The organism is Nonomuraea sp. B10E15 (assembly GCF_039871615.1).
GTDB lineage: Bacteria > Actinomycetota > Actinomycetes > Streptosporangiales > Streptosporangiaceae > Nonomuraea.
Genome location: NZ_JBDPMB010000001.1, coordinates 1,017,156 through 1,041,028 on the forward strand (window position 1 = coordinate 1,017,156; position 23,873 = coordinate 1,041,028).

18 protein-coding genes and 2 pseudogenes are annotated in these 23,873 nt (G+C 72.5%); 13 read left to right on the forward strand and 7 right to left on the reverse strand.

Annotated features, from left to right (window positions below; translation table 11 throughout):
* Positions 1-25 precede the first annotated feature (25 nt).
* The gene (locus ABGB14_RS04640) at positions 26-2,767 is read right to left on the reverse strand and encodes a glycoside hydrolase family 3 C-terminal domain-containing protein (RefSeq protein ID WP_347642262.1); all 2,742 of its coding nucleotides are present in this window, start codon (positions 2,765-2,767) and stop codon (positions 26-28) included.
* Positions 2,768-2,991: 224 nt separating this feature from the next.
* On the opposite strand from ABGB14_RS04640, the gene ABGB14_RS04645 reads away from it, so the two are divergent.
* From ABGB14_RS04645 to ABGB14_RS04685, 9 genes and pseudogenes are all read left to right on the forward strand, one after another.
* Positions 2,992-4,632, forward strand: a complete 1,641-nt coding sequence (locus ABGB14_RS04645) for an ABC transporter substrate-binding protein (protein WP_347642263.1) — start codon at positions 2,992-2,994, stop codon at positions 4,630-4,632.
* Positions 4,629-5,630: an ABC transporter permease gene (locus ABGB14_RS04650; protein WP_347642264.1), complete on the forward strand. Its 1,002-nt coding sequence runs from the start codon at positions 4,629-4,631 to the stop codon at positions 5,628-5,630. Before ABGB14_RS04645 ends, ABGB14_RS04650 begins: the two co-directional genes overlap by 4 nt.
* Positions 5,627-6,487, forward strand: a complete 861-nt coding sequence (locus tag ABGB14_RS04655) for an ABC transporter permease (RefSeq protein ID WP_347642265.1) — start codon at positions 5,627-5,629, stop codon at positions 6,485-6,487. The genes ABGB14_RS04650 and ABGB14_RS04655 overlap by 4 nt, the downstream gene beginning before the upstream one ends.
* The gene (locus tag ABGB14_RS04660; protein ID WP_347642266.1) at positions 6,484-7,509 is read left to right on the forward strand and encodes an ABC transporter ATP-binding protein; all 1,026 of its coding nucleotides are present in this window, start codon (positions 6,484-6,486) and stop codon (positions 7,507-7,509) included. The genes ABGB14_RS04655 and ABGB14_RS04660 overlap by 4 nt, the downstream gene beginning before the upstream one ends.
* Positions 7,509-8,604, forward strand: a pseudogene (locus ABGB14_RS04665) (ABC transporter ATP-binding protein). The gene ABGB14_RS04660 and the pseudogene ABGB14_RS04665 overlap by 1 nt, the downstream one beginning before the upstream one ends.
* Positions 8,605-8,651: 47 nt before the next feature.
* A pseudogene (locus ABGB14_RS04670) lies at positions 8,652-9,650 on the forward strand (LacI family DNA-binding transcriptional regulator); the annotation flags it as partial.
* A gap of 99 nt (positions 9,651-9,749) precedes the next feature.
* On the forward strand, positions 9,750-11,291 hold the full coding sequence (locus ABGB14_RS04675; protein WP_347642267.1) for an FAD-dependent oxidoreductase: 1,542 nt from the start codon (positions 9,750-9,752) through the stop codon (positions 11,289-11,291).
* A 6-nt stretch (positions 11,292-11,297) separates the two neighbouring features.
* Positions 11,298-12,767: a family 16 glycosylhydrolase gene (locus tag ABGB14_RS04680; protein ID WP_347642268.1), complete on the forward strand. Its 1,470-nt coding sequence runs from the start codon at positions 11,298-11,300 to the stop codon at positions 12,765-12,767.
* 112 nt (positions 12,768-12,879) lie between these two features.
* On the forward strand, positions 12,880-13,440 hold the full coding sequence (locus tag ABGB14_RS04685; protein WP_347642269.1) for a TetR/AcrR family transcriptional regulator: 561 nt from the start codon (positions 12,880-12,882) through the stop codon (positions 13,438-13,440).
* Positions 13,441-13,536: 96 nt separating this feature from the next.
* On the opposite strand, the gene ABGB14_RS04690 is transcribed toward ABGB14_RS04685, so the two are convergent.
* Together ABGB14_RS04690 and ABGB14_RS04695 are read right to left on the reverse strand one after the other, a co-directional pair.
* Positions 13,537-14,223, reverse strand: a complete 687-nt coding sequence (locus ABGB14_RS04690; RefSeq protein ID WP_347642270.1) for a hemerythrin domain-containing protein — start codon at positions 14,221-14,223, stop codon at positions 13,537-13,539.
* 43 nt (positions 14,224-14,266) lie between these two features.
* Positions 14,267-14,734, reverse strand: coding sequence for a MarR family winged helix-turn-helix transcriptional regulator (locus ABGB14_RS04695; RefSeq protein ID WP_347642271.1), 468 nt, complete (start codon positions 14,732-14,734; stop codon positions 14,267-14,269).
* A 111-nt stretch (positions 14,735-14,845) separates the two neighbouring features.
* Here ABGB14_RS04695 and ABGB14_RS04700 point away from each other — a divergent pair, with 111 nt between their 5' ends.
* Together ABGB14_RS04700 and ABGB14_RS04705 are read left to right on the forward strand one after the other, a co-directional pair.
* Positions 14,846-15,136: a DUF3040 domain-containing protein gene (locus ABGB14_RS04700; RefSeq protein ID WP_347642272.1), complete on the forward strand. Its 291-nt coding sequence runs from the start codon at positions 14,846-14,848 to the stop codon at positions 15,134-15,136.
* Between the two features lie 125 nt (positions 15,137-15,261).
* Positions 15,262-16,719: an MFS transporter gene (locus tag ABGB14_RS04705; RefSeq protein WP_347642273.1), complete on the forward strand. Its 1,458-nt coding sequence runs from the start codon at positions 15,262-15,264 to the stop codon at positions 16,717-16,719.
* Between the two features lie 91 nt (positions 16,720-16,810).
* Here the strand turns inward: ABGB14_RS04705 and ABGB14_RS04710 are convergent, their stop codons facing one another.
* Positions 16,811-17,962 (reverse strand): nucleotide disphospho-sugar-binding domain-containing protein, encoded by a 1,152-nt coding sequence (locus tag ABGB14_RS04710; protein WP_347642274.1) that lies wholly within the window; start codon positions 17,960-17,962, stop codon positions 16,811-16,813.
* Between the two features lie 92 nt (positions 17,963-18,054).
* Positions 18,055-18,993 (reverse strand): NAD(P)-dependent oxidoreductase, encoded by a 939-nt coding sequence (locus tag ABGB14_RS04715; RefSeq protein WP_347642275.1) that lies wholly within the window; start codon positions 18,991-18,993, stop codon positions 18,055-18,057.
* A 385-nt stretch (positions 18,994-19,378) separates the two neighbouring features.
* On the opposite strand from ABGB14_RS04715, the gene ABGB14_RS04720 reads away from it, so the two are divergent.
* On the forward strand, positions 19,379-20,008 hold the full coding sequence (locus tag ABGB14_RS04720) for a hypothetical protein (protein ID WP_347642276.1): 630 nt from the start codon (positions 19,379-19,381) through the stop codon (positions 20,006-20,008).
* A 39-nt stretch (positions 20,009-20,047) separates the two neighbouring features.
* On the opposite strand, the gene ABGB14_RS04725 is transcribed toward ABGB14_RS04720, so the two are convergent.
* Positions 20,048-20,896 (reverse strand): glycerophosphodiester phosphodiesterase family protein, encoded by an 849-nt coding sequence (locus ABGB14_RS04725; RefSeq protein ID WP_347642277.1) that lies wholly within the window; start codon positions 20,894-20,896, stop codon positions 20,048-20,050.
* A 386-nt stretch (positions 20,897-21,282) separates the two neighbouring features.
* Entirely contained in the window at positions 21,283-21,954 is a 672-nt protein-coding gene (locus ABGB14_RS04730; protein ID WP_347642278.1) for an SDR family NAD(P)-dependent oxidoreductase, read from the reverse strand.
* 210 nt (positions 21,955-22,164) lie between these two features.
* Between ABGB14_RS04730 and ABGB14_RS04735 the strand changes: the two genes are divergently transcribed.
* Complete coding sequence (locus tag ABGB14_RS04735) at positions 22,165-23,832, forward strand: FAD-binding protein (RefSeq protein ID WP_347642279.1); 1,668 nt, start codon at positions 22,165-22,167, stop codon at positions 23,830-23,832.
* The last annotated feature ends 41 nt before the right edge of the window (positions 23,833-23,873 follow it).

The following is a 23,873-nucleotide window of genomic DNA, read 5'->3' on the forward strand; positions in this document are numbered from 1 at the left end:
CCCGCCGGCGGGATCGGGAGAGCGCCTACCCGCCGGTCGCCCTGCGGAACGCGGATCGGGGTGGTGGGGGAGGACCGGTCGGGGAGGGCCGGTCGCCCTGCGGCGCGCTGATCCGGGCGGTGAGGGGGAGGTCGGCGACGCTGGAGCCGGCGTGGACGGTGAACTCGCCCGGCTCGGTCCGCCAGCCGCCGTCCCAATGCTGGAACGCGCGGCGCGGGAGCGGGATCGTGACCCGATCGGACTGCCCCGCGACGGCGCGCACCACCGCGTATCCGGCGAGCCAGCGCACCGGCCGGTCCACCGCGCTCGACTCCCGTGACAGGTACACCTGCACCACGTGCTTGCCCGCGCGCCCGCCGGTGTTGCGCACGGTCAGGCTCACCTCGCCGTTGGTGGCGGCGAGGTCGGTCAGCTCCCAGCTCGTGTAGCCGAGCCCGTGCCCGAAAGGGTAGGCGGGCGCGGTTCCGGCGCGCAGCCATGCGCGGTAGCCGACATGGACGCCCTCCTCGTAGACCACCACCCCGTCCGCAGGAGCGGTCCGCAGGACCGGCACGTCCGCCTCCTCACCGGGCCAGGTGGTGGGCAGCCGGCCGCCCGGCTCGGCCGTCCCGAGCAGCACGTCGGCCAGGGCGTCGCCGAACTCCTGCCCGCCGAACCAGCCCAGCAGCACGGCGGCCACCTCGTTCCGCCACGGCATGAGCACGGGCGCGCCCGCGTTGACGACGACGACCGTGCGCGGGTTGGCGGCGGCCACCGCACGCACGAGCCTGTCCTGCGCGCCGGGAAGCGCCAGCGTGGCCCGGTCGGCCGCCTCCCGTTCGATCTCCGGGCTCGTGCCGACCACGACCACGGCCACCTCCGCCCGCCGCGCCGCCTCGACCGCCGCCTCGACCGCCGCCTCGACCGCCGCCTCGACCGCCGCCTCGACCGCCGCCTCGCCGGCGCCCGCCCGTGTCTCGCCGGCGCCCGTCCCCTCGGCGTCCGTCCCGGCCTTCCCGGCGTCCATGCCGCCGGCGCGTGCCGTGCCGGCGGGGGCCAGGTCCTCGCCCAGCGTGAGGGTCAGGCCGTTGCCCTGCGGCACGCCGTCCAGCCTGGCCGTCAGCTCGGCCGCTCCGGCGGCGAGCTCGACCGTGACCGAGGCGTGCGGCGGCGAGACCAGGCCGCCGCCGAAGTCCTCGCCCCCGTGCACCAGCTCCCGCTCCAGCACCCGCACACCGTCGACGGCCAGCGTGGCGAACCCGGCTCCCGCGATGCCGAGCCGCGCGGTGCCCGGCTCGCGTACCAGGTAGCGGGTGGTGACCTCCACCGACGTCGTGCCCGAGGGGCGGGATCCGCCCAACCTGGCCAGGTCGGACGAGCGGCGGTTCTCGCTCAGCAGCTCCCGGCCGCCGGAGTCGAGGAAGCGGGCGCGCACCCCGGGTTCGCCCGAGACGGGGTCGGTCAGCCGCGCGATCGGCAGCGCCGCGAGGCCCTCCTGGGTGACGGCGCCGAGGGTCCACGTGATCGCGGCGTCCGGCAGCGCGGCGCGCAGCCCGTCCAGCGGGGAGATGACGTACGGCGGGGTCACGGTGGCGCTGCCGCCGCCCTGGCTGCGGAACTGGAGGGCGTTGTGCCCGATCACCGCGACCGACCGGGGGCCGGGAGCGGGCCACGGCAGCTCGCCCTCGTTGCGCACCAGCACCATCCCGTCGGCCGCCACCCGCCGCGCCAGCGCGGCGCCCTCCTCGGCGGAAGCCGCCGCCGGGGGCACGCCGGCGGCCGTCCAGGAAGCGGGCGTGCGGCCGTCCCGCGTTCCGGTACCCGGGTCGGGTGCGGGGGCCGAGGCGTCCTGCGCGCCGGTGGCCGGGACGGGGGTGGAAGCATTCCGCGTGCCGGTGGCCGGGTCGAGGCCGGGGGTGAGGCCGGAGGTGAGGTCGTCAAGGGCGCCGACGCGGGCGGCCAGCCGCAGCAGGCGCCGTACCTTCTCGTCGACCGCGGCCTCCGGGACGAGCCCGTCGCGCACCGCCGCGACCAGCGCGTCTCCCCACGGCCCGTCCGGTCCGGGCATCGCCAGGTCCTGCCTGGCCAGCGCGGCCGCTACGGTCGACCGCGCGGCCCACCAGTCGGACACCACCACCCCGTCGAACCCCCATTCGCCGCACAGCGGCTCGGCCAGCAGCGGGTTCTCCGTCATGGTGGCGCCGTTGACCGCGTTGTACGCCGACATCACCACCCAGGCCCCCGCCTCCACCACGGCCTTCTCGAACGCCGCCAGGTACAGCTCCCGCAGCGCCCGCTCGCTCACCACGACGTTCGCCGTGAAGCGCTCGGTCTCGAAGTCGTTGCCCACGTAGTGCTTGGGGGTCGCGGCGACGCCGAGGCTCTGGACTCCGCGCACGTACGCCGCCGCCAGGTCGGCCGTCAGCAGCGGGTCCTCGGAGTACGCCTCGAAGTGCCGCCCTCCGAGCGGGCTGCGGTGCAGGTTGATCGTCGGCCCGAGTACCACGTGGGCGCCCTTGCGCCGCGCCTCGGCCGCCAGCGCCGCCCCGTACGCGTGGGCGGTGGCGACGTCCCAGGTGGCGGCGAGCGCGGTGGCGGACGGCAGGTTCACCGCGGGGTCGCGCTCGTCCCAGGTGACGCCGCGGATGCCGGACGGCCCGTCGGACAGCACCATGGCGCGCAACCCGATGTCGGGGTCGGCGTGGGTGCTCCACTCGTCCGCGCCGGTCAGCAGGCGGACCTTGCCCTCCAGGGTGAGCTTCTCCAGGAGCCGGTCGATCTGGTGCACGGATGCCTCCCGCTGCTCATACGTATGAGCACCTCTGCAGAATGGGTTGATCCGGGACGCTAAGCACAGAACGCTCGCCCGTCAAGGGGAGACGAAAAGTTCCGGTCACACCCTTGACGCCTGGCCGTAACGTCCATACCGTCCCTGTTCATACGTAGAAGCAACCGGCCCTTCCCCCGTCCGGCCGGTTTGCGCATACGTATGCGCACCCCCTGGAGACACACATGCGAACAAGAGGACTCCTGGTCGCCGTCGTGATGGTGCTCGCCACCGCGTGCACGGCGGGCGTCCAGAACCAGCCGGCCGGCGGCGCCCGCGCGGACACCATCGTCTTCGGCAAGACCGACGCCGGCACGACGTACATCCGCAACTACAACGTCGTCGGGCCCGCGACGCAGAAGACCCCGAACGCGGAGATGATCTACGAGCCGCTGGCCCGCATCGACTACAGCGACGGCGGCACCGTCAAGCCGTGGCTGGCCGAGAGCCTCGAGTTCGACGAGAAGGGCACCCGGCTCACGATCAAGGTGCGCCAGGGCGTGACGTTCTCCGACGGCGCGCCGCTGACGGTCGACGACGTCGTGTTCTCCCTGAGCCTCCCCCTGGAGAACCCGGACTTCAACCTGGGCGGCACCACGTACACGGCCGTGGAGAAGGTGGACGAGTCCACGGTCGCGGTCACGTTCGCCAAGCCGGGGTTCAGCGAGGTCAACCAGTTCGCCTCGCCGTCGTTGCCGATGGTGCCGAAGAAGATCTGGGAGAAGCAGGACCTCAAGACCTGGACGAACCCCGACCCCGTGGGCACCGGCCCGTTCGTCCTGGAGTCGTTCGCCGCCCAGCAGATCACGCTGCGCGCCCGCGACGACTACTGGGGCGGCACGTTCCCCATGACGCACCTGAAGATCATTCCGACCAACCAGGACGCGGTGAAGGCGCAGCTGCTGCGCGGCGAGGTCGACTGGGCGATCCAGTCGTGGCCCGGCGCCGAGCAGGAGTACGTCGCCAAGGACCCGGGCAGGCACCTCTACCAGCTGTACGCCACCGGCGGGGCGTACTCGATGCTCTACAACACCGCCGAGCCGCCCTTCGACGACGTGCACGTGCGCCGCGCGCTGGCGATGACGATCCCGCGCGGCGACATCGTCACCACGCTCAACCGGCCCGGCACCGAGGCGGGCCCCACCGGCCTCGTCGACCTCGTCTACCGGGACTGGATCAAGCCGGAGTACCGCGGCAAGGTGCAGCAGGTCGACGCCGAGGGCGCCAGGCGCGAGCTGGCGGAGGGCGGCTGGACGGTCACCGACGGCAAACTGGTCAAGGACGGCGAGGCGTACGCGCCCACCCTCTCCTTCAACCAGGACTTCGGCTGGGCCCCCTACGCCGACATCATGATCAACAGCTGGAAGTCGGCGCTCGGCCTGCAGGTCAAGTCCGCCGGAGCCCCCGGCGCCAACCTGTACGAGAGCCAGCAGCTCGGCACGTTCGACCTGACGATCGCCACCACCGGCGGCGCCGGCGTGAGCGGCGTCTACAGCATGCTGGCCGGCCGCGCCGCCAAGCCCGTCGGCAAGAAGGCCGCCACCAACCCGGGCCGCTGGAAGGACGCGAAGACCGACGCCGTGCTCGCCGAGCTGATGGGCACCGCCGACACCGGCGAGCTCAGGCAGTACGCCCAGGAGATGCAGACGATCGTCGTGGACCAGGTGCCCTTCAGCCCGATCTACAACTCGTACTGGTTCGTGGCGATCAACGCCGGGCGGTGGACGGGCTGGCCCACCCCCGGGAAGTTCACCCACGTCCCGTTCCCCGGCCTCGGCCCCGACACCACGATGACGCTGATGAACCTCAAGCGTGCCGCCCCGTGACCGGCAGGCGCTTCCTGGCCGGACGGCTCGGCTTCTACGCCGCCGCCGTGTGGTCGGCCGTCACCCTGAACTTCCTCATCCCGCGCCTCATGCCAGGAGACCCGTCGCTGGCGATCATCGAGGAGCTGGAGCGGGTCAGCGGCCAGTCGCTGCCGCCGCGCACGCTGGAGTCCATCCAGCGTCTGTTCGGCGACCCGAGCGCCAACCTCGGCTCCCAATACCTCGACTATCTGGGCCAGCTCGCCCGGCTCGACCTCGGCGTGTCGATCAGGAACTTCCCGACCCCGGTCAGCGACCTGGTCTGGCAGGGCCTGCCGTGGACGCTGCTGCTGGTCGGCAGCACCACCGTGGTGGCGTTCCTGGCCGGCACCGGGCTCGGCGTGATCGCCGGGTGGCGGGCCGGCGGCCGGTTCGACTCGATCGTCAGCCCGCTGACCACGTTCGTGTCGTCGGTGCCGTACTTCTGGGTGGCGCTGCTGGCGTTGTGGGCGTTCGGGTTCCTGCTCGGCTGGTTCCCGCTGGCCGGCGGCTACGACCCGGACCTGCCCGTCGGGTTCAACGCGCCGTTCCTGCTGAGCGTCCTGCACTACGGCGCCCTGCCCGCCGCCACGATCGTGTTCTCGGCGTTCGGCGGCTGGCTGCTCGGGATGCGCAACATGACCGTCACCACGGTCCGCGAGGACTACGTGCTGCTCGCCCTGGCCAAGGGCCTGTCGCCGCGCAGGGTCATGCTCCGGTACGCCGCCCGCAACGCCATGTTGCCGAACTTCACCGGCTTCGCCCTCGCGCTGGGCGGCGTCGTCGGCGGCGCGCTGCTGACCGAGATCGTCTTCAGCTACCCCGGCATCGGCTACCTGCTGTTCATCTCGCTCCAGCAGCGCGACTACCCGGTGATGCAGGGCGTCTTCTTCCTCATCACGCTCACCGTGCTCCTCGCCAACCTGGCGGCCGACTCGGTGTACGCGCTGCTCGACCCGCGTATCAGGGAGCGCGCATGAAGGTACGCGCAGGCTCGGCCATCATCGCCTTCTTCGCGCTGGTCGCGATCTTCGGCGGCTGGTTCAGCGAGACCGTGCTGGGGCTCGACCCCCGGGCCAACGACATCCAGGCCATCGCCCAGCCGCCGTCGGCGGAGCACCTGCTCGGCACCACCCAGTTCGGGCAGGACGTGCTGGCCCAGGTGATCGCGGGGGCGAGCGGCTCGATGTTCGTGGGCTTCCTGGCCGCCGCGATCGGCACGGCGCTGGCGGTGCTGGTCGGCGTGACCGCCGGCTACTTCGGCGGCGGCGTGGACGGCGTGCTGAACTTCCTGACCAACCTCTTCCTCGTCATGCCGGTGCTGCCGCTCATCTTCGTCGTGGCCGGCTACCTGCGGGGCACGGGCCTGTGGACGATCGCGCTCATCATCGGGCTGTTCGGCTGGGCCGGCGGCGCCCGCACGCTGCGCGCCCAGGCCATGAGCGTGGCGGGACGCGACTTCGTCCGCGCCATGCGGCTGCTCGGCGAGAGCAACCGCCGGCTCGTCTTCTTCGAGGTGCTGCCGCACCTGACCGGGCTGATCGCCTCGATGTTCCTGCACGCGCTGATCGGCGCGGTGCTGGCCGAGGCCGGGCTGGCCTTCCTGGGGATCTCCGACTCCGCGGCGATCAGCTGGGGCACCATGATCCAGGCGGCGCAGCAGCAGAGCGCGGTGCTGCGCGGGCTGTGGTGGTGGTTCGTGCCGCCGGGGTTGTGCATCGCGCTCATCGGCACCGCGGCGGCCCTGGTCAACTTCGGCGTGGACGAGGTGGCCAACCCCAAACTCCGGGTCGTCAGGACCCGCCGGCCACGGATCGCGAGGAGCGAGGCGGCATGACCTCCCAGACACAGGAACACGCGCCGGCCACCCCGGCCGCCCACCGCGCGGTGCTGCGGGTGGACGGGCTCAGCGTCGAGTACGCCGGGGAGGTGCGGGCGTGCGTGGACGTGTCGTTCACGCTGCGCCGCGGCGAGATCCTGGGCGTGGCCGGAGAGTCGGGGTCGGGCAAGTCCACCCTGATCACGGCGCTGACCCGGCTCCAGCGCCCGCCCGCCGTGACCACCGCCGGCCGCATCCTCTACCACGGCCGCGACGGCGGCCCCCCGGTCGACCTCGTCACGCTGGACGACCACGCCCTGCGGGACCTGCGCTGGACGAGCCTGTCCATCGTCCTGCAGAGCGCCATGGACGCGCTCAACCCGGTGATGCGGCTCGGCGCCCAGTTCGCCGACGCGCTGCGCGCCCACGACCGGCGGATGAGCAGGAAGCAGGCCTGGCAGCGGGCCGCCGAGCTGCTGGCCATGGTCGGCATCTCGGCCGACCGGGTGCGCGGCTACCCCCACCAGCTCTCCGGCGGCATGCGGCAGCGCGCGGCCATCGCGCTCGCCCTGGCCTGCCGGCCCGACCTGGTCGTCATGGACGAGCCGACCACCGCCGTGGACGTGGTCATGCAGCGCCAGATCCTCTCCCAGGTGCTGCGCCTGCGCGACGAGCTGGGCTTCGCCGTCGTGTTCGTCACCCACGACCTGTCGCTGCTGCTGGAGGTGGCCGACCGGATCGCCATCATGTACGCGGGCCGCATCGTCGAGATCGGCACCGCCCGGGCCCTCCACACCGACCCGAAACACCCGTACACGCAGGGCCTGCGCGACTCGTTCCCGCCGCTGCACGCCCCGCTGCGGCCGCTGACCGGCATCCCCGGCAGCCCGCCCGACCTGCGCAGGCCACCGCCGGGGTGCGCGTTCCACCCCCGCTGCCCCGAGCGCTTCGACGGCTGCGACGCAACCCTGCCCGAGCTCGTCCCGGCCGCCGGTCACGAGGTCGCCTGCCTGCTCTACCCTGCTGGAGGTGATCACTGATGAGCGAGCCCGTGCTCGAGGCGCGTGAGGTCGCCAAGCACTTCCCCGCCGGCAGGCGCGGCGTCGTGCGGGCCGTGGAGGACGCCACCCTGGCGCTGCTGCCCGGCCGGATCGTGGCCCTGGTGGGGGAGAGCGGCAGCGGCAAGACCACGCTGGCCCGCGTGCTCGCCCGCTTCTACCCGCCCACCAGCGGCGAGGTGCTGCTGCGCGGCCGCGCGGACACCGGCCGCCGCCGCTACCACGGCGACGTGCAGCTGATCTTCCAGGACCCGTTCGGGTCGCTCAACCCGCTGCACCGCGTCCGCTACAACCTCGAACGCGCCCTGCGCCTGCACCACCGCACCCGCGACCGGCGGGAGCTGGAGCGGCAGGTGCTGGAACTGCTCGAACGGGTCAGCCTCAGCCCCGCCGCCGACTTCGTGGACAAGTTCCCCCACGAGCTGTCCGGCGGCCAGCGCCAGCGGGTCGTCATCGCCCGCGCGCTCGCCGTACGGCCGAAGGTGCTGCTCGGCGACGAGCCCATCTCGATGCTGGACGTGTCGATCCGGCTCGACATGCTCAACCTGCTCGCCCGGCTGCGCGACGAGGACGGGCTGGCGATGCTCTACATCACGCACGACATCGCCAGCGCCCGCTACCTCTGCGACGACATCGTCGTCATGTACGCCGGGCGCATGATCGAGGGCGGGCCCAAGGACGACGTGATCGCCAGGCCCCGGCACCCGTACACCAAGCTGCTCGTCGAGTCCTCGCCCGACCCCGGCCCCGTCGAACAGCGCGGCGAGGACGACCGCGCCGCGCTGTTCGTTCCCGCCGCTGCACGCCCCGCTGCGGCCGCTGACCGGCATCCCCGGCAGCCCGCCGAGCCTGGTGGACCCGCCCGCCGGGTGCCGCTTCCACCCGCGCTGCCCGTTCGCGATGCCCGAGTGCGAGCGGAGCGCGCCCCCGCGCACCGACCTGGGCGGCGGGCACTGGGCGCACTGCTGGCTGCACCAGAAGGGCCGGGCCGGCGAGCTCGATGCCACCACCCACGCGGCCGCCCCGGCCCTGCGAGCCGCCGGTGCCGGCGGCTCGGGAGAGGAGGAAGGGCCATGACGCCCAAGCGCCGCGGGCAGGCCCCGCGCCAGTCCGACGTGGCCCGGCTGGCCGGGGTGTCCCAGTCGGCCGTGTCCCGCGTGATCAGCGGGGACGTGGACTCCGCGCGCATCCCCGAGGAGACCCGCCAGCGGGTGCTCGCGGCGATCAAGGAGCTCGGGTACGTCCCCAACGCGTCCGCGCGCAACCTGCGCAACAAGCGCAACAGCCTGATCGGCGTGCACACCTTCGAGGCGGTCTTCCCGCACGCCCGCGACGACTTCTACTTCGAGTTCCTGCTCGGCATCGAGGAGCGGGCCGAGCAGACCGGCTTCGACCTGGTGCTGTTCACCTCGACGGGGGCGGGCGACGGGCGGCGCAGGGTCTACCGCGACGGCACCAACCGGCTCAACCTGGCCGACGGCAGCGTGTTGCTGGGCGTCTCCACCGACCGGGCGGAGCTGGCCAGGTTGTGGGCCGACGGCTACCCGTTCGTGCACATCGGCCGCAGGGAGGTGCCCGGCGCGGAGATCCCGTGCGTGATCCCCGACTACCGCGGCGCCGCCATCGGCATCGTCGACAAGCTGGCCGGGCACGGCCACCGCCGCTTCGCGTACCTGCGCGAGCCCATGGAGATGGAGCCGTACGCCGACCGGCGCGACGGCTACCGCGAGGCGGTGGAGCGGCTCGGCCTGACCGACAGGTCGCCCGGCTTCCGCGGCGAGAGCGGACTGACCGGTGACTGGATCGACGAGCTGGTCCGCGGCGGCGAGACGGCCGTGGTCGCCGAGAGCGTCCGGCTGGCCGAGCAACTGCTGGGCGGGCTCAGGGAGCGCGGTGTACGCGTGCCCGAGGACGTCTCCGTCGCCGTGCTCGAAGCCACCTGGGAGGGCACCTCCGCCCGGTGGGACTCCTTGGAGATCCCGCGCGTCGCCATCGGCCGCATCGCCGTCGACCGGGTCATCGCCATGCTCGACCACCCCGACCAGCCACCCGAGAGCCTGCTCGTCCCCTGCCCGATCGTCCCCGGCACGACCATCGCCGCCGCCCGCGACGAGCGGCTCTAGACCCTGGCGACCACCTCACCCGGGCCGCGCCGCGACCCGGCGATGGCCCCTGTCCTCATCGACGCGGCCCCCTACACAACACGAAGGAGCCCACGGGGAATGACGGAACTCCGAACTGACGTGCTCATCGTCGGCGGCGGCCTGGGAGGCGTCGCGGCCGCGCTCACCGCCGCGGAACTCGGCCGGAAAGTGATCGTCACCGAGCACACCGGCTGGCTGGGCGGCCAGCTGACCGCGCAGGCCGTGCCGCCGGACGAGCACCCCTGGATCGAGCGGGAGTTCGCCCCGCCGGGCTACGCCGACCTGCGGCGCCGGGTGCGCGCCTACTACCGGCGCAACTACCCGGTGCGCCCGGGCGCCGGCCCGCTGACGGACCCCGGGCTCGGCATCGTCAGCAGGATGAACCACGAGCCGCGCGTGGCCGTCGCCGTCCTCGACGAGATGCTCGCCCCTTGGCGGGCGTCGGGTCTGATCACCGTCCTGCTCCGGCACGAGCCGGTCTCCGCGTGGACGAGCGGCGACCGGATCGACGCCGTCACGCTGCGCGACCTGGAGACGGGCGGGGAGCTGACCGTGGCGGCGCCGTACGTGGTCGACGCCACCGAGCTGGGCGAGCTGCTGCACCTCGCGGACGTCGAGCACGTCGTCGGGGCGGAAGGGCGCGACACGACCGGCGAGCCGCACGCCCCCGACACCGCCGACCCCCTCGACCAGCAGGCCATCTCGTGGTGCTTCGCGCTGGAGCACCGGCCGGGGGAGGAGCACGTCATCGACCGGCCCGCCGGCTACGAGCACTGGCGCGACACCGCCGCGCCGTTCTGGCCGGGGCCGCAGCTGTCCTGGACGGACGTCGTGCCCATCACGCTGGAGCGGCGCGAGTGGCGGCTGTTCGGCGACGGGACCGGGCACTTCGACCTGTGGCAGTTCCGGCGCATCCTGGCCGGCGAGCAGTTCACCGGGCTGCCCGACCTGACCATGGTGAACTGGCCGCAGATCGACTACTGGGAGAGCCCGCTGCTCGGCGCCGACCCCGCCGTCGCCCTGGCCGGCAGCCGGGAGCTGTCGTTGTCGTTCCTGTACTGGATGCAGACCGAGGGCGGCTACCCCGGCCTGCGGCTGCGGCCCGACGTGACCGGCACCCGCGACGGGCTGGCCAAGACCCCCTACATCCGCGAGTCGCGCCGCATCGTCGCCGAGTTCACCGTCCTGGAGCAGCACGTCGGCGTGCAGGCCAGGCCGGACGGCGCGGGCAGCGAGGTCTTCCACGACAGCGTGGGCCTCGGCCGCTACCGCATCGACCTGCACCCCAGCACCGCGGGGCGCACCTACGTCGACATCGAGGCGTACCCCTTCCAGATCCCGCTCGGGGCGCTCGTCCCCGTGCGCGTGGACAATCTGCTGCCCGCCAACAAGAACATCGGCACCACCCACATCACCAACGGCTGCTACCGGCTGCATCCCGTCGAGTGGGCCATCGGCGAGGCCGTGGGCGCGCTCGCGGCCTTCTGCCTGGACCGCGACCTGCCGCCGCGCAAGGTCCGCTCCGACGCCGCGCAGCTGTCGGACTACCAGCACCTGCTGAGCGACACGCTCGGCATCACGCTCGCCTGGCCGGAAGAGATCCGTACCCATCGAGAGTAGGAGCCCATGTCCCGCTTGAGCGCCACCGTGACAGCCACCGTGACAGCCACCGTGACCACCACCGTGACCGCCCTCGTCCTCGGCCTGCTGGCCCTGATCCCCGTCCAGCCCGCCACCGCCGCCGCGGGGGAGTCGTTCATCGACCGCTTCGACGGCGCCCTCGACACCAGCCGCTGGTACGTCTCCGACGGCTGGAACAACGGCGACCACCAGAACTGCCAGTTCAACAGGAACAACGTACGGGTGGAGGGCGGAGCGCTCACCATCGCCTTCGACGACAAGGCGTACGGGGAGCGCGACTACTCCTGCGCCGAGGTGCAGTCGCGGGCCCGGCTCGGCTACGGCACGTTCGAGACCCGGATGAAGGCGGGCAAGGGCAGCGGACTGAACTCCGCCTTCTTCTCCTACATCGGCCCGGTGCACGACCAGCCGTGGGACGAGATCGACTTCGAGGTGCTCGGCAAGGACACCACCAAGGTCGAGGTGAACTCGTGGGTCAACGGCACCTCCTCCGGCGGATTCCCCGTCGCGCTGCCCGCCGACTCGGCCTCCGCGTACGTCGACTTCGCGTACGTGTGGGAGCCCGGCCGGCTGCGCTTCTTCGTCAACGGCACGCTGGTCAAGACGCTGACCGGTGGCCAGGTGCCCACCCACGAGCAGATCCTGTTCGCCCAGATCTGGGGCAGCGACACGCTGACCGGCTGGATGGGCCCCTTCGCCTACCCCGGCCACCCCGTCGAGGCGTCCTACGACCACATCGCCTACACCAGGCTCGGTGACCCGTGCCAGTTCACCGGCTCGGTCGCCTGCGCGGTCACCCCGTCGTTCGTCGACGACTTCGACACCCTCGACACTTCGCGCTGGTACGTCTCCGACGGCTGGAACAACGGCGCCCAGCAGAACTGCACCTGGGCCCGCGACCAGGTCTCCGCCTCCGGAGGCATGCTCAACCTGTCGTTCACCAAGAAGGCGACCGGCGACCGGCAGTACGCCTGCGCCGAGGTCCAGACCCGCCGGCGGCTGGGTCACGGCACCTACGAGGCCAGGCTGAAAGGGGTCGCCGGGTCCGGTCTGATGTCGGCGATGTTCACCTACGTCACCGGCGAGGCCATCGACATCAAGGTCATGGGCCGAGACCCCGGCAAGGTCAAGCTCATGGCCTGGGACGACAGGACGCCGCTGGGCGAGACGCTGGCGCCGATCCCCGAAGGGTTCGTGGACGTGGGCATGGTGTGGTCGGACAGCAAGATCGACTACTACGTCAACGGCACGAAGGTCCACTCCGTGACGGACGCCGCGCGGCTGCCCCAGCTCGACGCCAACCTGTTCCTCAACGTGTGGGGGAGCGACACGCTGACCGAGCACATGGGGCCGTTCGAGGACCCGGGCAGGACGCTCACGTTCCAGGTGGACCGGGTCGCCTACACCGCCCCCGGCGACCCCTGCCCGTTCACCGGCTCCATCGCCTGCGCCTGACAGGGGTAGCGCGGGCCGTCCCTGACGGCTCGCGGTACCCGCGTCCCGCGCGCCGCTTGTTTCCGCTACGGTGCGGAGGGCCCGCCACTTGACGTTCCCGGAGGTGACGCCCATGCCCGGCCGGCGTGCGGACGCCCGGCGCAACTACGCGCGCATCCTCGCCGTGGCGGAGGCGGAGGTCGCCGCGCGCGGCGCCGACGCCTCCCTGGAGCAGATCGCCCGTACGGCGGGTGTCGGCTCGGCCACCGTGCGGCGGCACTTCCCCAGCCGGGGCGCGCTGCTGGAGGCGGTCTTCCGCGAGCGCATCGACGCCCTGAGCGCCCGCGCCCACGAGCTGGCCGGAGCGACGGACGCGCGGGCCGCGCTGCTGGAGTGGCTGGGCGCGGTCACCGCGTACGCCGCCGGCGCGCAGGGGATGGCCGCCGCGCTGGTGGAGGACGGGCTGCTCGGATCCGGGCAGGTGAGCGCCTGCGCGGTGACACTCACCGAGGCGGGGGAGCCGCTGCTGCGACGCGCGGTACGCGCCGCCGCGGTCGATCCCGGCGTGACCGTCGCCGACCTGCTCGCGCTGATCACCGGCATCGTCCTGGCCACGGAGCGCCGGCCGGATCCCCCCGCCGCGGCGGACCGGCTGCTCGAGCTGGCCGTGCGGGGGATCAGCCCGCAGAAGTGAGACCGTTCCCGGCCGCGGCGGCCCGGGGACGCGGGGCGGGATGGCCGGCGGGCGTGCACGGCCGGAGCGCACGCGGGCGCTGCGCGGCCGTCCGGATCATCTGCCGGGCCGGCGCGTGACGCGCACCCGCCACCGGACCGGCCCGCAGGCCAGGTAGGCGAAGCCGACGTCCGGGTCGCCGGCCGCCAGGGCGGCGCAGAGCCCGGCGGGGTCGGTGCGCGCGTACAGGTCGAGCCGTTCGCCCGGAGCCAGCCTGCGCAGCCGGTCTCCGACGGCGTCGAGCAGCCGGTCCGCGGGCAGCGCGTCCAGCTCGACGACGGGGCCTTCGGTGAGCGCGAACCACCGGTGCGGGCAGGCGCCGAGGGAGGCGGTCGAGATCGTCGGCCTGCCCGGCGCGGCCAGGGTCGCCTGCTCCACGGCGAAGTGGCGTTCGAGCTGGGTGAGCAGGTCACGGACGATGGTGGCCAGCTGCGCGGGGGAGCGGGTGCCGTCGCCGCGGGCCGCGACGGAGATGGTGTCCACGCAGGCGCGCAGCCGGGCGTGGTCGCGGGCCAGGCGCGACAGCTCGGGGGTGGCCTCGCTGGCGGGGAAGAGCAGCCGTTCCTCGTCGGTGACCTGCCTGATGAGCTCGGCGCGCAGATAGCGGGCCAGGGCCGCCAGCTCCCCGCGGGGCCACCGGTTCTCCGAGGCGATCCGCAGGACGCGACGGGCGCGGTCGGTGACGTGGGCCAGGAGGAGAGCGTGCTCCGAGGTCAGCGTGGTCGGCGTGGTCGCAGTGTCCATGATCCCTTCCTCAACCGTGTGGGTGGCCGGTGCCGTGGAACTCCTACGAAGGCGGCGTGCCGGGGCCGTCTGCCCGGGCGTCGGGAGAAGCTCCGTGCCAGGTCGGGGGCAGGAGGGCGGTGTCCATGCGCCGCAGCTCGTCGCGGTGCAGCGCGCTCAGGCGCCCCAAAACCCGTTCCCCCTCGCGGGTCAGCGTCACCCGCACCGCCCGGCCGTCGCTGGGATGGGCGTCCCGGCGTACGAGCCCCTGACCCTGGGCGCGGCTGACCAGCTCGACCACGCTGTGGTGGCGCAGCAGCAGCCGGTCGGCGAGCTCCCGCACGGTGGCCCAGTCGCGTCCCGGGAACCCCTTGAGGGCCAGGAGCAGCTGGTACTGCTGCGGCGTGAGGCCGGCGGCGCGCACCGCCTCCTCGCTGAAGCGCAGGTAGCTGCGGATGCCGAAGCGGAAGCGGGCCAGCGCCTCGAAGTCGTCCTTGGTCAGGGGCGTGCGCTCCGCTGCCTGGTCGTCCATCGCCCTGCCGTCCTCCTCCGCCGACGTACCCGTGGACTCCAGTTTATATCGTGTTACGATAGAAATCGTCCAGAAGGGTGATGGATCGCACCTGGCCCCCGGAGGTGTGCCGTGCTCGACGACCACGAACGTGAAACGTTGCGCGATATCCAGCGCCGGTTGCGGGTCGACGACCCCGACTTCGCGAAGTCCTTCGGCACCGGCACGCGACGACTGCGCCGCGCCGCGGCCACCGACCTGTCGAGACGGGCGTATACCGCCATGCTCGTCGTCAGCTCGGGATTCGGGGTGATCCTGCTGCTGGCCGGATCGCCGTTCCTCGCCCTGCTGTTCGCCGCGCTGGCCGTGTGGGTCTGGTACGCACGCGCGCAACGCGACGAGAACGACGGCGGACGGCCGTGACCGGGCGGCCTCCTGGCCGGGCGCGCGGGTGGCCGGGCGGAGGTCTGCCGTAGGCGGGGGATGGGTATCCCTTTCGGGGTCTCTGACAGCCTTGTGCTGTCTCGTCCCCGACCGAACGGAGCCCGGTGGCGCCTCCCCCCACCCCCAGCAGATCGAGCGCGCTCGTCACCGCCGCCCTGGCCTTCAGCGGCATGGTCGTGTCGATGATGTTCACCCTGATGGTGCCCATCATCCCCGACCTGCCGCGGCTGCTGTCGGCCTCGGCGGAGGACGCGTCCTGGGCCATCACCTCCACGTTGCTGTCCTCGGCGGTGTTCACACCGGTGAGCGGGCGGCTCGGCGACATGTACGGCAAGCGCCGCATGATGGTGATCAGCCTCGCCCTGATGGTCATCGGCTCGGCGATCTGCGTCTTCACCAGCGCGCTGCCCCTCGTGGTGCTCGGCCGTACGCTCCAGGGCTGCGCGGTCGGCGTGATCCCGCTCGGCATCAGCATCATGCGCGACCTGCTGCCGGCGGGGCGGCTGGGCTCGGCCATGGCCCTGATGAGCGCGACGCTGGGCGCGGGCGGCGCGATCGGGCTCCCGCTGGGCGCGGTCGTCGCGCAGTACGCCGACTGGCACATGCTCTTCCTGGTGGCCGCGGCGATGGGCGCGACGGGCCTGGTCCTGACCCTCACGGTCGTCCCCGACTCGTCGCTGCGCGCGGGCGGACGCTTCGACTTCCCCGGCGCGGCGGGCCTGACGGCCGGCCTGGTGTGCTTCCTGCTGCCCATCAGCAAGGGCGGCGGCTGGGGCTGGACCAGCCCGCTGACCCTGGGGCTGTTCGCCGCGGCGGCCGTCATCTTCGCCGTCTGGGCGTTCGTGGAGCTGCGGGTCGCGAACCCCCTGGTCGACCTGCGGACGACCACCCGGCGGCAGGTGCTGCTCACCAACCTGGCGTCCGTCGCCTTCGGATTCGCCATGTTCGGCACCCAGCTGGTCTTCCCCCAGGTGTTGCAGTCCCCGCCCGCCTCCGGCTACGGGCTCGGGCTGTCCCTGTTCGAGGCCGGGCTGTGCATGGCGGTCGGCGGCGGCATGATGATCGTGCTCTCGCCCGTCTCGGCCCGCATCACCGGCGCCTACGGTCCCAAGGTGACCCTCGTGCTCGGCGCCCTGCTCGCCGTCGCGGGCTACGCCGGCGCGCTGGCGGCGATGACGGAGGTCTGGCAGGTCGTGCTGGCCGCCACCATCGTCTCGGCCGGGGCCGGCCTCGGCTACGCCGCGATGCCCGCCTCGATCATGAGCTCGGTCCCCGTCTCGGAGACGGCCGCGGCCAACGGTTTCAACTCGCTGATGCGCTCCATCGGCACCGCCACGGCCAGCGCGGTGATCAGCACCGTGCTGGCCGCGCACACCGTGCGGCTGGGCGCCGCCGCGCTGCCCTCCCGGGACGGCCTGCACTACGCGTTGATCATCTCGGTGGCCGCCGGGGTGGCCGGGATGACCATCTCCGCCTTCCTGCCCCGGCGCCGGCCCGCCCGCCCGGGCGCCGGTCCCGAGCGCCTGGTGAGGCGCACGCCCGGCGTACAGGCGCCGTCATGACCGCTGTGCGGCCGGCGTCGGCCGGCGCACGTCAGGCCGCCGCCGGCGGGACGGTCATGGACCCGCGGGTGGCGGAACACCGCCGGGTCCTTCAGGCGACGGCCAGCTTCTCCAGGTCGGCGACGAGGTCGCCGGGCGTGGGCAGCAGGGCGTTCTCGTCGCGCAGCCGGGTGGCGGCCGTGCCGTACGCGGAATCGCCGAGCACGGTGGCGGCGGCGCGCTCGATGGCGGCCGCGTCGGCCTGGCGGTAGTCCACGCTCACCGCGGCGCCCGCGCCGCCCAGCCGTTCGGCGTAGTGGTATTCGTCGGCGTGCGACGGAACCATGATCATCGCTACGGACGACGCCAGCGCCGTCATCATCGTGCCCGCGCCCCCTCCGTTGACCACGGCGTCACAGGTGGGCAGCAGCAGGTTCAGCGGCATCGACTCGACGATCCGCACCTCGGGCGGGACCTCGCCCAGCAGGGCCCGCTGGCCGGGCGTGATCGCGGCCACCACCTCGACGGGCAGCTGCCGCAGGGCCGCGACGGCCAGCTCCAGGCCGTGCAGGGTGCCGGTGCGCTGGGCGAACATGTGCCCCCACGTGACGCACACCCGGGGACGCTCGACGGGCCGGAGCAGCCACGACGGCATGACGCCCGGCCCGTTGTAGGGCACGTACCGGATGTGCTTCCTGGGCAGCTCGGCGGGCTCCGCCAGGCTGGGCGGGCACGGGGCCACCGTGAGGTCGCCGAGCGGGTCCACGCCCTCCAGGCCGTACCGCGACCACAGCTCTTCCAGGACCGGCGCCTCGAAGTCGCGGCGCCCGTAGGTGGTGTCCAGACCCCACAGGTGCCGTACGGCGGGCACACCCAGGCGGCGGGCGGCGATGAGTCCCGCGTAGGCGCGTGCCTCGAAGACGACCAGGTCCGGACGCCAGCTCCCGGCGAAGGCGATGAGGTCGTCGGCGGCCGCGGCCGCGATGCCGGAGAACATCCCGATGGCGCGGGTCAGGCGCAGCCGCTGGTGCTCCTCGGCGGTCATGTCCTCCCGCGGGCCGAGGTCGTGGCCCTGCCAGAAGGTACGCAGGTCGACGTCCTGTCCCACGGCGATCGCCGGCAGCCCCGACCGGGTCACGGTGGCGGTGAAACCGGGCTCGCAGGCCACCCGTACCTCGTGTCCCGCGGCGCGGAGCGCCCAGGCGAGGGGGACGGTCGGGTGGTAGTGGGCCGCGGCTGCGATGGTGGTGAAGAGTATGCGCATGGGAGCGACCGTGCGCAGGGCCGGTGGAGATGCGGTGGAGATGCGGTGGAGAACCGATCGAGCACCCGTGGAGAGCCCGCGGGCCCCGGTGATCAGGCGGTCGAGTGCGACGACAGCACGCCGGCGGGCGCGCCCGCGGCCTCCCACATGGCCCGTACGGACTCCAGGTGGGGGCGGCGTGGCCGCCAGCCGAGCAGGCGTGTCGCATGCGTGATGTCCACCTGGGTCCAGTCGCCGCCCCTGGCCTGGACGGCGCCCGCCCGCTCGCGTACCGACTCCGGTGACCGCCCCGCCGCGGCCAGGAGGTCCTCGACGATGGTGCGGATGTTGATCGCCTGGCCGCTGCCGACGTTGACGAGCGGGTCGGCGGCGCGGTCGGCCGTCACTTCCACCACGAGGTCGGCGACGTCCCTGACATCGACGAAGTCGCGCCATGCGTCCACGATCGTCAGGTCGAGCTCCGCGCCGTCGCGCAGCTTGCCGAGGAGGCCGCCGAGGAAGCTGGCCGCGGCCGGGTGCGGGCCGTAGACGTTGGCCACCCGCAGCACGACGGCGTCGAGCTCCCCGGCGCGGACCGCGTCGAGGATGCGGCGGGAGCCCGCCAGCTTCGTGCGCGCGTAGACGCTCTGCGGCGCGGGGCGCAGCTGCTCCGTGATGGTCAGCCCGTGCGGCGTCGGGCCGTACTCGTGCACGCTGCCCACGTGCACCAGACGGGCCGGGCCCGGCAGCATCGTCATGGCCTCGATGAGCTGGTCGACGAGCCGGACGTAGGTGCGGTGCATCTCCTCGTCGCCCGCGACCCAGCCGCCTGTGGCGTTGACGACCGCCTCCACGCCCTCGTCGGCCAGCACCTTGGCCAGCTCCCCGCCGGAGCGCGCGGCGACGTCCAGCGGCAGGAACCGGTACGCGTCCAGATGGGCGGCGCGGCGGCGGGCCACCGCCACCGGCGGCCGCCCCTGGCGGGCGAAGGCGGCGCACACCTGCCGCCCCACGCAGCCGCTCGCGCCCAGCACCGCCACGCGTCCGGTCACAGAACCTTCGTTGAAAGTACCCATGGCCCGACGCTCGCGCCGGCCGGACGACGGCCCGTCGAGCGTCGCTGGACCGGGCCCGCCGGCCCGCTCCAGCGATACTCGAGCCGCACGTGGGCGCCCAGGGCCTCCGACACGTGCATGCGTGAAATGCCGATGTGCGGAATGCCGCCAGGATTGGCAGGCCCAGGTCTGACCACACTCCGAAATCGGTCGTTCATTTCAACATTTCCACGCCATTTCGGGCCGGTGCGGCGCGGTGAATTCTATCGCCGCCGCGCGGATGGCGAGCTCGTCATGGCACATGTCAAGTAAGCGTGCATCATTGTTCAGGCGCGATTGCAGGGGTTGACCGTGTTCGGGGCGCCGCCCTACCATGCGGATCATGGAGATCCGATATCCGATTGAAAACAATGATTTTCAGCGTGACGACGTGAAGGTTTTCACCGTCAGTCAGGGCGGAGTCGGCGTCTCACGGACGGGCGCCATCGATATCTACACCACAGGATTCGCGGGATGCACCGGTGTGATCATCACCTCGAAGGAGGGCGGCGGAGCCCTGGTCTCTCACGTCTCCCAGCTCGGACACGGGATCGGGCGGGGGGCAGCGGACGGTGAGGACGAGCGGCAGGCGAGAAAGAAGAACTATCTGATCGAGGCCACCCAGGGTGCACTCGACCTGGCGAAAAAGCACTTCGCGGACGGCGGCGCGCTCTCTCTGGCGCTTGTCCATGGCATGAAATCGGACCCCGACTTCGCTGACGAGCTCACGGCCGAAAACCCGGCCCTGGTGCATGTCCAGGATATCCGAGCCGATCGGGACAGGGCGGCGTTGCTCTATCTGGACACGCGGAAGAAGAGGCTCTACCTGTGGGGCTCCACCCAGCACGACCATTTCGACAAAATCGTGAGCGGGGTGGAGCTGTTCGAGGAAGGTCCACCGAAATGCTCCGCGCAGGGGACGCTCGAGCTGGTGCATGCCACGAACGGAATGCCCTGGCGTCTCTACGACTGAGAGATCCGGGGCGCGGCCACCGGACGCGCGGCGGCCGGCCTACCCGCAGGCGCCGGTGAGCCAGGCGCGATATTCCCTGGTGAAGTTCGTCATCACACTCTTCGGCGCCTGCGCCAGCACCTCCTGCCAGCGGCTCACGTTGCCGTTCCAGGAGGGTGGCGGCTCCGTCCAGCTCACGCTGTCGGTCCAGCGGGCCTCGGAGCCCTTGAGGAGGCCGGGGTGGCGCGTGGCGAGCTCGGCCTGGATCCAGGAGTCCAGCGAGTAGACCAGGATGCGTTGGGAGGACTGGCGTTCTTTGATCGGGTCGGAGATCTCCTTCCAGGCGGTCGTGGCGTAGGCGGGGTCGGACAGGACGGCTCTGGCCTCGGGCTTGACCTCCAGCAGGGCGATCAGCCCGGTTGAACGCACGTGGTCGAGCCACTGCCGCAGCGTGTAGACCTGCTCTCCCGCGTACGGGCCGCGTGCGATGCGGCGGTCGCGCAGGTTGTCGCTTCCGGCCGCCCACCAGAGGTCGGTGATGTTCTTCCTCGTGCCCGTCAGCCCGTTGGTGGAGGTGTTGTGCCACATGACGGCCTTGGTGCCGTGCCGCGTGAGCTGGAGGTCGCCTTCCACCCCGTCGGCGCCCCTGGCCTTCTGGTCGTTCACGCCGCGGACGTTGTTGGGCTGGCGGATCTGGTCGCGTTCCCACGGGTTGGGCCCTGAAGGATAGCCGCCGTGCCCGAAGACGAGCGGACAGGAGGCCGCGCGGGCCGTCGTCGCCTGGGAGTGCGCCGCGGGCGGCGTGACCGCGACGGCGATCGCGGCCAGCGAGGTCACGAACGCAGCCTTCGTCCTGATCAGCATCACATGCGACTCCGTCCGTGGGGGGCCGGGCTGGGTGATCCGCACGGGCAGAGTATGCGCGGAGCCTCAGCCGATCAAGGGTGGAGGAGTGGCGGTGTTCGTGCCCAGCTCAGGGGTAAAAACCAGGTCAGAAGCTGTCCGAATGGGCAGACTCGGGAAGCGCTGGGTGTTGTCGCTGGCAGCGGGCACATCACCGTCCCGCGAACGGCACGAGCACGACGGAGGGCACCATGTCTCTTCTGCGCTACTTCGGCATTGCACGCCAGCCAGTGCCCAATCCGGATCTATATCCGGACAGCTCCGGCGCGAGTGCGCGCCGGCGGCGTCGGCGCCGCCGGTGAGCTGACCATCGACCTCAGAAGCATCCGGCCGAGCACCGTCCCGGTCGGGTGTTTCGCTGCCTTGCGGCCCGCTCAAGGGACCGGCCCTGCTCAGCGCGGCGACGGCAGTACGGACAGCTCGCCGGGATAGGCGTCCGCCGGCGCGCCCAGCACCCAGACGATCATCGCCGCCAGCGTCTGCGGCCGGATGCACGACGCCGGATCGTACGCGCGCCCGAAGGCCCGCCTGACCTCCCCCAGCAGGTCGGTCGCCGTCGCCGCGGGATAGACCGTGGTGACGCGCACCCCATGGGCGGCCTCCTCCTCACGCAGGGAATCGGCCAGCTCCCGCAGCGCCGCCTTGCTGCCGACGAACCCCGACCAGCGGGGGACCCCGGTCATCCCAGGCGAGGCGTTGACGAAGATCACATGACCTCTCGACCGCCGTAGGGCGGGCAACGTCAGGCGTACCAGCTCGGCCGCCGAGGCCACGTTCACCGCCAGCGTTCGCCGCCAGGTCTCGGGGTCCGCGTCCGCGACGGCCTCCACGGGAGAGATCCCGGCGCAGTGCACCAGCGCCCGCACGTCATCCAGACCGCCCTCCAGCGCGCCGACGGCGGCGGCCAGCGTTGTGGGATCGGCCAGGTCCGCCTCCACCCCGGGGACGTCGAGCCGTCCGACGCCGCGTCCCACGGCGGTCACCCGATGCCCCGCCTCCGTCAGCGCGCCGACCAGCGGTCCGCCGATCCCTCCTGTCGCCCCGGTCACCAGCACATGCCCCATGACGGTCCTCTCGTCGAATCCGGCACTCGATCATCGCCACTCGCGGGAGCCCGCTCAACACGGACCGGTCAGCCGTCCGGTGGAGCGGGTCAGCCGTCCGGTGGGGCGGCGGGTTCAGCCGCCGGTTCATGGCATGGGTGGATGTGCGCCTCGCTGCCGGATTGGGAGGCTGACGACCTCAACTCCAGCAGGTCGGAAGGAACGAGACACATGTCGCAGACGAGCGGTGGGAACACGAATGCGCCCGGCCGCAGGGCGATGAGCCGTCGTGGACTGCTCGCCGGCGCGGGTGCCGGCGCGGTCACGGGGGCGGTCGCGGGGGTGGCCGGCACGTGGGGTGCCGAGGTCGCGTCGGCGGAAACGGGCGCGGCGGCGTTCGGGCCGGTGACGATACGTCCTGGTGACCCCCGTTACGACACCTTGTTGCGGGGCAACAACTTCCGGTTCGCGGGCCGGCCGGACGAGATCCGCGTGTGCGGCTCGACCGACCAGGTGGTGCGTGCCGTGTCGGACGCGGCGCGGTCCGGCAGGCGGGTCGCGGTGCGCAGCGGCGGGCACTGCTTCGAGAACCTCACCGGCGACCCGGCGGTGCGCATGCTGCTGGACCTGTCACCGATGGACGAGGTCGCCTACGACGCCCGCCGGCGGGCGTTCGCCGTGCAGCCGGGAGCGACGCTCGGCCACGTGTACCGGACGCTGTTCAAGGGCTGGGGCGTGACGATCCCCGCGGGCAGCTGCCCGGGAGTGGGCGCCGGCGGGCACTTCTCGGGCGGCGGCTACGGCGCCCTGTCCCGGCGGTACGGCTCGGTGGTGGATCACCTGTACGGCGTGGAGGTCGTGGTGGTCGACCGCGACGGCACCGCCCGCGCCGTGGTCGCCACCCGCGAGCCCGGCGACCCGAACCGTGATCTGTGGTGGGCGCACACCGGCGGTGGCGGCGGCAACTTCGGCGTGGTCACCCGTTACTGGCTGCGCTCGCCCGGCGCTGCCGGCGCCGATCCGGCGAAACTGCTGCCGCCGTCGCCGCAGCGGATGTTGCAGCAGACGGTCATCTGGTCCTGGGAGCGCATGACGGAACGGGCGCTCACCGGGCTGCTGCGCAACTTCGGGGACTGGCATGAGCGCAACAGCGCGCCCGGCTCGCCGCACGCCGGGTTGTACGGCATCCTCCATGTCTCGCACCGCGCCGGCGGCACCGCCATGCTGAACGTCCAGATCGACGCGGACCTTCCCGAGGCCGACGACCTGGTGAGCGAGTTCGTGTCCGCGGTGACCGCGGGCGCCGGGCTGACGCCGGTGCTCGACCTCCGGCGTACGCTGCCGTGGTTGCACCCGATGACCTGGCCGGGCACCGGCGAGGCCGGCGACCTGCTCACCCGCCGGTACAAGATCAAGGCCGGATATCTGCGACGGGGGTTCACCGAGGCCCAGCTCGCAGCCGTGCACCGCAACCTGACGAACACCACCGGCGGGCCGGAGTCCGGCATTCTGCTCATCGGTTACGGCGGCGAGGTCGGCACGGTCGCGCCAGGGGCCACGGCCATCGCCCAGCGCGACGTGGTCATGAAGGCGGTCTACCAGACCATCTGGAGCGACGAGAAGGACGACGCGGCCAACCTCGCCTGGGTGCGCCGCCTCTACCGCGACGTGTACGCCGGCACCGGCGGCGTGCCCGTGCCCGGCGCGGTCGACGACGGCTCCTACATCAACTACGCCGACGCCGACCTGGCCGACCCGAAGTGGAACACCTCGGGCGTGCCCGCGCAGACGCTCTACTACAAGGACAACTACCCGCGCCTGCAGCGGGTGAAGGCCAGGTGGGACCCGCGCAACGTCTTCAGGCACGCCCTGGCCGTCGAGCCTCCCCGGGCCGGATGACCGGTTGACGACGTGCCGGAGCTAGATTGTCGGCTGGGAGC